The sequence below is a fragment of the Streptomyces sp. EDA2-14 genome (genome assembly GCF_054963755.1).
Genome location: NZ_JBUEGE010000004.1, coordinates 339,816 through 348,393, shown reverse-complemented (window position 1 = coordinate 348,393; position 8,578 = coordinate 339,816). Strand labels below are relative to the sequence as shown.

The following is an 8,578-nucleotide window of genomic DNA, read 5'->3' as shown; positions in this document are numbered from 1 at the left end:
GCCTCCCTCCTACCTATACGCCTTGTGCTTCGAGCTCTCGGATCCGCTGCTTCCACTCGGCGATCTCGTCCGGATCGGCTTCGGGTTGGGCGGGGCTGTACTGGTTGAGCAGGTGCTCGCTGATCGCGACGGCGGCCTCGTCCTCAGTCGCGTCCGACGCGAGCGTCGGCGGGCTGACTGCCTTCATGTCCGGCGGCCGGCCCTTGAGGTGCGCGACCCAGAGGATGCGCACCAGGACCAGGAGCGCGTTGTAGGTGGCGGCTTGCAGGAAGGTGGCGTTGTTCCACCGCTGTTCCTCCTGCTCGCCGCCCGCTGTCGCTGCCTTGGTCGCGGAGTCCTCGGGGAGGGCCTGGACCAGGTCGCGGAGTTCGGACCAGTTCATCGAGCCTTCACCCCAGGACATGGCCCAGAACTCGTCTAGGCGGCGGCCGGGGTAGTAGCGCTGGAGGTCGGCGCGGACGGCTCCTGCATGCTCGTCGAGGAGCTGGAGGAGCCAGAGCCTTCCCCCTCGTCGGTGCCCGCCTCGTCGGCGAGCTGCTCGACGAGCTCCTTGAGTTCGCCGACGGTGATCTGGGCGATGGAGACGAGTTCGTCGAAGGCATCCGGGGGTGAGGCGACGCGCTTGAGGATGTCGAACTGGTCGGTGTCGCCCGCGTCCTGCGCACTGCGGAGGACTTCGATGGGCCAGTAGTCCTGGGTGAGGAACGAGCAGGTCTTCTCGACGACGGTACCGGGGGCCTCCCCGGGGGCTTCGTAGACGACGTCGACGTGCTTGATGCCTGCTGCCTGGGTCTGCTGGGCGCGCAGCTGCTGGAGGCGGATGACCTTGCGGTTCGGCTTGGACATGATCGGTTCCTTCGTGGGCGAGGGCGGGGCGGGGGCAGTGCAGGTGGCCCGTCGTGCCGCCCCCGCCCAGGAGATGAGCGCGACGGACCACCAGTCAGGGGTTACGGGGTGGGGAGGGCGACGTCGGTGACGAAGTGCTGCACCGACTGGGCGCCGCCGGGAGCGGCGAGCGCCGTGAAGGTCAGGCCGAAGTTGGAAGAGTCCTCGGGGTTGTGCTTGATGGACTCGCGGTCGGTGACACCAGCGCGGGCGATCATGATGCGGTGCCGCTTCCCCGACATGATCACGTCGAGACCGAGGGCGATCTCCACCGTGTCCGACAGCGAACCCGAACCGAACGACAGGAACTGCTTCTTCGGAGTGCCCGTCGTCACCGCCGCAGTCGACGCCATGTTCGCGTAGGCGACCTGGTAGTACAGCGACAGCAGCGGCGCCGTGGTCTGCCGGAACGCCAGCTTGAACGTCTGCGTGCGCTTGCGCGCCAGGTCGACGACCGGGGCGTCCTCGCCCCACGCGTCGAGCTGCGTGCGCTCCTCCTCCATAGCCTCCTCGAGACCGTCAGGAGTCACAAAGCCCATGTCGGTGAAATCCGTTCCCCAGACCTCTTCCGGGCCGGTCGGGAACGTGCTGCCCACCTCGGCCATGTACGCCTTGCCGGCGGTACCGACGATGATCGTGGATGCGTCGCCCACGGGAACCTCCTAGATCGCTTGGGGTGGGCTGACGCTCATCCCCAGGGTCATGCCGACGCGGGCGACTCCCGTGTTCGGCTCTTCGGGTCGGTCCTGTGGGCCCGTCTCTTGGCTGATCCGGGTGACGATGCCGTCGGCGGTTTCGCGGCCCGGTAGCAGCTCCCATTCGGCGCAGACGCGCCGGGCAAGCTGCAGTGCGGTGTGATCCGAGTCCGCGTAACAGTCGACGGTGAAGCGGGGGTTGTCCCGGTTGGCGGGGTCGTTCCAGCCGCGCATGTCGGCGATGCCGCCAACGCGGAGCACGCGCACGACCGGGAGGGCTGCGTTCAGGGCGGTGCCTGCGGGCAGCTTCCCGGTGACGAGGACTCCGTCCAGGGCGGCGGCGAGCAGCTGGATGGCGATCTGCTTGCCGTCGGGGAGGACAACCGATGTGGTCATGGCTAGGCCGTCGCCCCGGCGGTGGCCTTGGCCACGTAGTCCTGCAGTTCGGCCTTGGACGCCTTGTCGGCCTTCGTCTTCTCCATGCCGAGGGAGATGGCGTAGGCCCGCCAGTCGGCGACCGGCGCCGAGTCGGCGGGCGCCCCGTTAGGTCCGGGAACGTCGGCCGGGTCCGTGTCCTCGACGGGGACGGCGAAGCCCTTCCACCGGTACACATCGTCGACGGGCACCTCGACGATGTCGCCGGGCTGCTTCCCGTCACGCCAGAACGTGAGCTTCATCTTCACGACGTCGCCGTCAGCCATCAGTTGCTCCTTGATCAGTGATCGCCGCTGGCGGCGTCGAGTGCGGTTGAGAGGGTGTAGCGGGGCGGGTGGATGGAGCGGCCGTGCCGGTCGGTCTGGCTGGTGCCGTGCTCCACGTAGATCGCGTAATGCGTGTTGGCCTCGACGTGCACGGCGCCTTCCGGGTCGTCCTCGGTGATGCGGGAGATCCGTGACCGGTACAGGCCCGTGTCCACGGGCGCGATGGCCTTGGCGACGTCGACGACCTTGTCCATGCGGGCCCGCAGGTCCGCCTGCACCGCCTCGTCGTGAGGCAGATCGAAGTCGATCGCCTCGTCGTCGATCTCCACCTCGATGTCCACGCGAGCAGGCATCAGCCGGCCACCTCCTTGAGGTCGACGACCTGGCCCGACAGCGGGCCCGCTTCCTCGGGGTCGGAGGGCACGCCGTCGACCTGCCAGATACGGCCCTGCCACTTGACGCGCATCCACTCCGTGACCCGCATCGCTCGGCGCGGCATGAACAGGCGGGCCGTGGTGACGGTCTGGTCGCCCGCGTTCTCCGACTCGGTGGAACCCGTGTAGTCGCAGGTGGCCCGCCGCACTTCCGTCTCCACGGCGTTGTCCCAGTCGCGGACCTGCTCGTTGTACGGGCCTGCGACGAGGGGTGCGTCGAGGACGATGACGGACTGGCGTCCGATGTGGCCAGGCATCAGCCCTCCACCCACACGAACGCCTTGAACAGGCCACTGACCTTGAGGACGTCGGCGGCCGAGGAGGCAAGGCGCTGAGTCGCGCCCGCGCCCGCACCGACCGTGCGACGGGTGAAGGAACGCTGGCCGGTCGACATGGACTGCATGTCGTCCTGCGCGCCGGTCTCGTCGTCGCGGTCGATCAGCCACTGCACCTGCTGCACGCACGCGTCGCGCAGCGCCGCCTGCACGTCGGGGTCGTCGACGTCGTATGCGAGGCCGTACAGCGCCCTGTCGATCGCCGTGGACGCCCGCGTCAGCAGGCGCACAGCGTTCTCCGGCGCGGGCTCAGGGGCGAGCCACGCCTCCAGGTCGCTGACGGTCGCATACGGCATCGACTACTCCCCCGCGTCCTGGGCGGTCTCGGCGACCTCGACCCACTCCTGAAGGTCTGCCTTCGTCGACGCCTTCGCCTCGTCCTCGGACATGCCGAGCGACACCGCGTAGGCACGCCAGTCGTCGACCTTCGCGTTGGAGGCGGGCCGCTTCGGCTCGTCGCCGTCGCCAGGCGCCGCGGTCTGCGGCTCGGTGACCTGCTCGCCGGTCGGCTCTTCCGCGGGGGACTCATCCGTCACGGGCACGAGGTGGCCCTTGCGGATCTGCTCCTCCATCTGCGGCGAGTACGGCTCATCGAGGTGCAGGCGCAGGCCGCCCGCACCCTGGAACTCGCGGCCCGCCATCACAGGCCCGCCTTCGGCAGCTTGAGGACCGTGATGGTGCCGGTGAAGCCGGACTCGAAGTCGACGTACATCGACGAGCCGCGCTGCTGGAACCGGGCGCTGGTGAAGGGGCCGAGGAACTCGGAGCCCGTGTTCGCGCCGACCGCCTGGACGTAATCGCCCGAACCGGAGAGCCAGGACTGGCGTCCTGCGCCCGCGCGGACGGTGACGTTCTTGGCGCCGGTCGCGGTGTTGTTGACGCGGAGCACGGTGCGCTCCGGGTCGACGCCGTTGATGACGACGCCGTTCGTGACGAGCGTCGCGTCGATCGTGGTCCCCGCGGGGGACGTGAGGTGCCCGTTCGCGACGAGCGGGCTGTACGGAACAGCGGTGCGAGGCATGAGGAAGCTCCCAGAGTCAGTTAGGGCGACGAGGATCACGCGGGGTCGATGAAGGCGACCGCGATACCGGTCGGGCGCAGGAGCTTCGCGCCGTACACGTGCAGGCCACGGATCGCGTCGGCGATCGTGTTCTGGAGGCGCAGCGCCTCGGTCTCGAGGATCTGCTCGGCGTAGGTGAGCGCACCGGGGTAGCCGGCCTGGATGACCTGCGTGTCACCGGACGGGACCGGGGTGTTGTTCGACTTGAGGATGTCGAAGCCGGCCGCGCGGCCGACCATGCCGTTGCGCAGTCCGGTCTCGGTGCCGGAGGCGTCGACGCGGACGAACCGGTCGTCCTTGAGGAGCGAGCCCTCGAACTCGGGAGAGACGACGACGTAGCGGCCCTCGGTGGGCACGTTGGAACGGTCCAGCTTGGTGCGCAGCGGGACGAGCACCTTGTCGTAGGCGTCGGTCGCCGTCGTGTAGGTGTTGATCGGTGAGCCGGTGGAGCCGAGGACGTTCGAGGAGGCGGCGCCGGTGTAGAGGCTGGCGACGAACGCATCGGCCTTGTCGCGCAACCCGTAGGCGGCGTTCTGGGCCATCTTCGTCATCGGGTTGAGGAGGGCCTGTGCCTTGTCGACGTCGTCGAGGCGGAACGCGAAGGCCTTGGCCTGGTCGATGACGAGGTCCGTGCCCGCCGTCTCGACCTCTTCGTAGTTGAGGTTCGAGTTCTTGTCGTAGTCGAAGATCGTCGGGTCGCCGATTGTCGTGATGTGAACCGACTGGCCCTGGCTGGAGATCTCGCCCTCGTAGTCGCGGTTGACCAGCTGCGGCTGCGCGTAGACGAGGGCGTTCTCCAGGGCATCCAGGAGCTGGGCGGACCAGATCTCCGGCTTGAAGTTGTTGATCGACAACGGAGGCTCCTATGGGCCATCAGCCGCTGCCGAGGTAGGCGTTAAGCCTGCCCTCCTGAACGGCCTGGGTGATCTGCTTGGGTGTCATCCGCGCCACGTCCGCCGCACCCAGCTGCCGCTTGCCTCCCGACGTCCCGCCCATGTCCGCGCCTCCCGCGGGGGTCTCCGGCTTCGGCTCAGCCTTCTTGACGCCGAGCTTGCTGTTGCCTTCGACCGCCGTCTTCACGGCCTTGCCGACTGCCTCGTCGAAGTCGCCCGCAGTCGGGTCGAGCTTCGAGATGGCGTTGGCGAAGGAACGTGAGTCGAGCAGCGCGTCGGGGTCGCCGCCGTGCTTCCCGGCCGTCTTGTAGACGGCGAGTTCGACCTGCATCTGTCGGGTCTCATCGCGGGACGCCTTGGTCTCGCCGCGGGACTCCTCCAGCTGCTTCGCCAACTCCTCCGGGGTGGGCGGCTTGTCCTCGTCGAGCTTGACGCCGGCGGCCTCCGCGAACAACTTGCGCATCGCGGCCTGGTCGTCGGCGGCCTTCTTCTCTGCGGCCTGACGCTTCTGCTTCTCGGCATCGACGTCGCCGCGGAGGTTCTCGACGAGCTTCTCGAACTTCGCCGGGTCGAACTCGCCCTCGAACTTCGGGGACTTCCCCTTGGGTTCGGCGGCGGGTTTCGGCTCTGCGGGTTCGGCGGGCTTGGCGGGTGCTTCGGGTGCGGCCGGCTCTGGCGGAGTCGGTGCGGGTGCCGTCGTCTCGGGCGGGGTGGCCGGCTGGTTGCCGGTGTCCGGGTTCGAGTTGTCGGCGGGTGTTGCGGGGGCGGGGGTCGTCATCGGGAGCCTCCTTGGGCGGCCTGCGCGATGGTGGCGGTGCCTTGACCGCCTCGCGTTGGCGTCGATGTTAACCCTGAACCCGCCTCAATACTGCACAATCAAAGGCAACAAGGCAAGCTTGCCTTTGATTCGAATACCGGAGAGGGGGTGGCGTGTGGACAGCAGCCGCATCGCCGACACCGCACAGCAGCAGCCGGACCGCATCCGCACCCTCGAACAGCGGGCCATCGCCGACGCCACCCGCCCCCTCGCCCAAGCCATCGCCGACGCGCAGGCAGCCGCCGTCACCCGCTGGGTCCGCGAAACCATCGGCCGCCTGGTCCCCGCCCGGCTGAAGGAGTTCGTCGACTGGGTACGCCAACTCCTGCGCCAGGCATTCACGGACAAGGGCAAGCAGGCGCAAGCCGCCGCAGAGCGCGCCGCGTTCAACGCAGCCCAGCAAGGCGCCCAACACGCCTCACGGCTCGCAACCGCGATGCGAGGCACGCCCACCCCGCCCGTGGACCCCGCACTCGGCAGCGAGGCGCAGGGCGCCGCACAGTCCATCCCCGCCGCCGTCGAACAGGCGCAGGGCCACGCGCTCGCCCTGCTCACCGCCGCGACCCTCACCGCCACGGGACTCGCCGGCCTCAACTCCGTGTTCAAGCGGGCCCGGCGCGCCGTCGGCAGGATCTCCACCGCCATGGCCGTCGCCATCACCAGCGCCGCCGCGAACGGCACCCGCCTCGTCGCCCGCGCCCTCGGCGACGACACCCGCCTGCTGTGGGTCGCCGAGATCGGCGCGTGCCCCGCGTGCCAGGCCTACGCCGGACTCACCGTCAAGCCCGGCCAGTTGTTCCCCGGCGGCCTGTCCCTCGACCCGCGGCGCACCGTGTTCGTCACGCCGATCCCCGGCCCGCCGCGCCACCCGCACTGCCGGTGCGCCGCGATCCCGTGGTCCAAGTCGTGGCCGCTCGAGGGCACCCCACTCCCCGCACTGCTGCGCCAGCGCGCACACAACCCCCGGAGGGCCTGATGCCCAGAGAGATCATGGCCGAGGACAAGTGGCCGCTCCTGCGCCAACTCCACGCCGAAGGGCTCGGCAGGAACGAGATCAGCCGCCGGATGGGCATCCAGGGCAGCTGCATCTCCCGTACCGCTGCATACCTGGAGTTGAGCTTCGACCGATCCAAGGTCGAGGCAGCCACGCGCGCCCGCATGGCAGACCTAGCCGAGCGCCGCATCGATCTCGCCGAGCAGTTCCACGACGTCGCCGAAGACTCCCTCGACCGGATCTACCAGGAGACGACGGTCTACGCGTTCGGCGGCAAGGACAACGTCTACGAGGAGCACACCTTCTCCGAGGCGCCCGCGGCCGAACGCCGCGCCCTCGTGACGGCGGCCGGCGCGGCGTCCGACCGGTCACTAAAGCTCGCACCCGTCGCAGCCAGCGGGGGCACGGACGACGCCAAGTCGATGCTCGGGAAGCTTGCCGAAGGCATTGCCGCCATCGTCAACGAGGACGAGGGCCAGACTCAAATGCCTGAGGACGAGTGACGCATGCTGAGTGCGGCCGAGCTCGGGATGTCCCGGAAGCAGTTGGATTTCGTCGCGAACAGTACGGCGCGCATCAACATCGCTTCCGGGTCGATCCGTGCCGGGAAGACGATCTCGACGCTGCTGCGGTGGCTCATGTACGTGGCCACCGCTCCCCTGGGCGGCGAGCTGGCCGTGGTCGCCAAGACGACGAACACGGCCGCGTCCAACGTGTTCATCCCGCTCCAAGACCCGAGCCTGTTCGGGCCGCTCGCCCATCACGTGCACTACACCCGCGGCGCGCCGACGGCCACGATCCTCGGCCGGCCAGTCCGGGTCATAGGCGCCAACGACAGCCGGGCGGAGGAGCGCCTGAGGGGCATGACCTGCGCAGGCGTGCTCGTGGACGAGGCGACGCTCGTGCCGCAGGAGTTCTGGACGCAGCTCCTTGGCCGTATGAGCGTGCCCGGCGCGAAGCTGTTCGCGTCGACGAACCCCGGATCGCCGGCCCACTGGCTGAAGCGGGACTTCATCGACCGTCGCGACGAACTCGGCATCCGTTACTGGCACTTCACGCTCGACGACAACCCGTCCCTGGCCGTCGACTACGTTGCCGCGATCCGCGCCGAATTCGTGGGCCTCTGGTTCCGGCGCTTCGTGCTGGGCGAGTGGATCGCCGCCGAGGGCTCCATCTTCGACATGTGGGACGAGGAGCGGCACGTCGTCGACACGCTTCCCGACATCGCACGCTGGGTTGGCGTCGGCGTTGACTACGGACAGACGAACCCCTTCCACGCGACCCTCCTCGGGCTGGGGCGCGACAGGCGCCTGTACGTCGCCTCGGAGTGGCGCTACGACGGCCGTCAGCAGCGCCGCCAGCTCACCGACCTTGAGTACAGCGAGCGGATGCGCGCCTGGCTCTCCGACGTCCCCGGCGTCGGCGCGGTGCGCCCATCGTTCGTGACGGTCGACCCGTCGGCGGCCTCGTTCATCGCGCAGCTCAGGCGGGACAAGCTCACGCCCACACCGGCCAACAACTCGGTGCTGGACGGAGTACGCACCATGTCGAGCCTGCTGTCCGCGGGCAAGCTGCGCGTCCACTCCTCATGCAAGGCGTTGATCGCCGAAATGCCGGGCTACGCCTGGGACGACAAGGCCGCGGAGAAGGGCGAGGACAAGCCCATCAAGATTGCCGACCACGGGATCGACTCCGCCCGCTATGCCACGTACACGACTCGCCCCTTGTGGCAGCGCCAGCTCGCCATGGCCGCTTAGGAAGGAC

At 69.0% G+C, this 8,578-nt stretch carries 15 protein-coding genes; 3 read left to right on the top strand and 12 right to left on the bottom strand.

Annotated features, from left to right (window positions below; all coding sequences use genetic code 11):
* Window positions 1-13: 13 nt before the first annotated feature.
* From ACY34M_RS14765 to ACY34M_RS14710, 12 genes are all read right to left on the bottom strand, one after another.
* Complete coding sequence (locus ACY34M_RS14765) at window positions 14-403, bottom strand: hypothetical protein (RefSeq protein WP_462718082.1); 390 nt, start codon at window positions 401-403, stop codon at window positions 14-16.
* Between the two features lie 14 nt (window positions 404-417).
* Window positions 418-846 (bottom strand): hypothetical protein, encoded by a 429-nt coding sequence (locus ACY34M_RS14760; protein WP_462718081.1) that lies wholly within the window; start codon window positions 844-846, stop codon window positions 418-420.
* A 101-nt stretch (window positions 847-947) separates the two neighbouring features.
* Entirely contained in the window at window positions 948-1,538 is a 591-nt protein-coding gene (locus ACY34M_RS14755) for a phage tail tube protein (protein ID WP_462718080.1), read from the bottom strand.
* Between the two features lie 9 nt (window positions 1,539-1,547).
* Window positions 1,548-1,976 carry a hypothetical protein gene (locus ACY34M_RS14750; protein ID WP_462718079.1) on the bottom strand — a complete coding sequence of 143 codons (429 nt, stop codon included), beginning with the start codon at window positions 1,974-1,976 and terminating at the stop codon, window positions 1,548-1,550.
* 2 nt (window positions 1,977-1,978) lie between these two features.
* Window positions 1,979-2,281: a hypothetical protein gene (locus tag ACY34M_RS14745; RefSeq protein WP_462718078.1), complete on the bottom strand. Its 303-nt coding sequence runs from the start codon at window positions 2,279-2,281 to the stop codon at window positions 1,979-1,981.
* A gap of 14 nt (window positions 2,282-2,295) precedes the next feature.
* Window positions 2,296-2,634, bottom strand: a complete 339-nt coding sequence (locus ACY34M_RS14740; protein ID WP_462718077.1) for an HK97 gp10 family phage protein — start codon at window positions 2,632-2,634, stop codon at window positions 2,296-2,298.
* The gene (locus ACY34M_RS14735; RefSeq protein ID WP_462718076.1) at window positions 2,634-2,972 is read right to left on the bottom strand and encodes a hypothetical protein; all 339 of its coding nucleotides are present in this window, start codon (window positions 2,970-2,972) and stop codon (window positions 2,634-2,636) included. The genes ACY34M_RS14740 and ACY34M_RS14735 overlap by 1 nt, the downstream gene beginning before the upstream one ends.
* A complete protein-coding gene (locus ACY34M_RS14730; RefSeq protein WP_462718075.1) occupies window positions 2,972-3,346 on the bottom strand; it encodes a head-tail connector protein in 375 nt (124 codons plus the stop codon). The genes ACY34M_RS14735 and ACY34M_RS14730 overlap by 1 nt, the downstream gene beginning before the upstream one ends.
* A 3-nt stretch (window positions 3,347-3,349) precedes the next feature.
* On the bottom strand, window positions 3,350-3,691 hold the full coding sequence (locus tag ACY34M_RS14725; protein WP_462718074.1) for a hypothetical protein: 342 nt from the start codon (window positions 3,689-3,691) through the stop codon (window positions 3,350-3,352).
* The gene (locus ACY34M_RS14720) at window positions 3,691-4,071 is read right to left on the bottom strand and encodes a hypothetical protein (protein ID WP_462718073.1); all 381 of its coding nucleotides are present in this window, start codon (window positions 4,069-4,071) and stop codon (window positions 3,691-3,693) included. Before ACY34M_RS14720 ends, ACY34M_RS14725 begins: the two co-directional genes overlap by 1 nt.
* A 35-nt stretch (window positions 4,072-4,106) precedes the next feature.
* Window positions 4,107-4,964, bottom strand: coding sequence for a P22 phage major capsid protein family protein (locus tag ACY34M_RS14715; protein WP_462718072.1), 858 nt, complete (start codon window positions 4,962-4,964; stop codon window positions 4,107-4,109).
* Window positions 4,965-4,983: 19 nt separating this feature from the next.
* A complete protein-coding gene (locus ACY34M_RS14710; RefSeq protein WP_462718071.1) occupies window positions 4,984-5,781 on the bottom strand; it encodes a hypothetical protein in 798 nt (265 codons plus the stop codon).
* A 154-nt stretch (window positions 5,782-5,935) separates the two neighbouring features.
* Here ACY34M_RS14710 and ACY34M_RS14705 point away from each other — a divergent pair, with 154 nt between their 5' ends.
* From ACY34M_RS14705 to ACY34M_RS14695, 3 genes are read left to right on the top strand one after another with little or no spacing between them, the layout of a single operon-like run.
* Window positions 5,936-6,796, top strand: coding sequence for a hypothetical protein (locus ACY34M_RS14705; protein ID WP_462718070.1), 861 nt, complete (start codon window positions 5,936-5,938; stop codon window positions 6,794-6,796).
* A complete protein-coding gene (locus tag ACY34M_RS14700) occupies window positions 6,796-7,317 on the top strand; it encodes a hypothetical protein (RefSeq protein ID WP_462718069.1) in 522 nt (173 codons plus the stop codon). The genes ACY34M_RS14705 and ACY34M_RS14700 overlap by 1 nt, the downstream gene beginning before the upstream one ends.
* A gap of 3 nt (window positions 7,318-7,320) precedes the next feature.
* The gene (locus ACY34M_RS14695; protein ID WP_462718068.1) at window positions 7,321-8,571 is read left to right on the top strand and encodes a PBSX family phage terminase large subunit; all 1,251 of its coding nucleotides are present in this window, start codon (window positions 7,321-7,323) and stop codon (window positions 8,569-8,571) included.
* The last annotated feature ends 7 nt before the right edge of the window (window positions 8,572-8,578 follow it).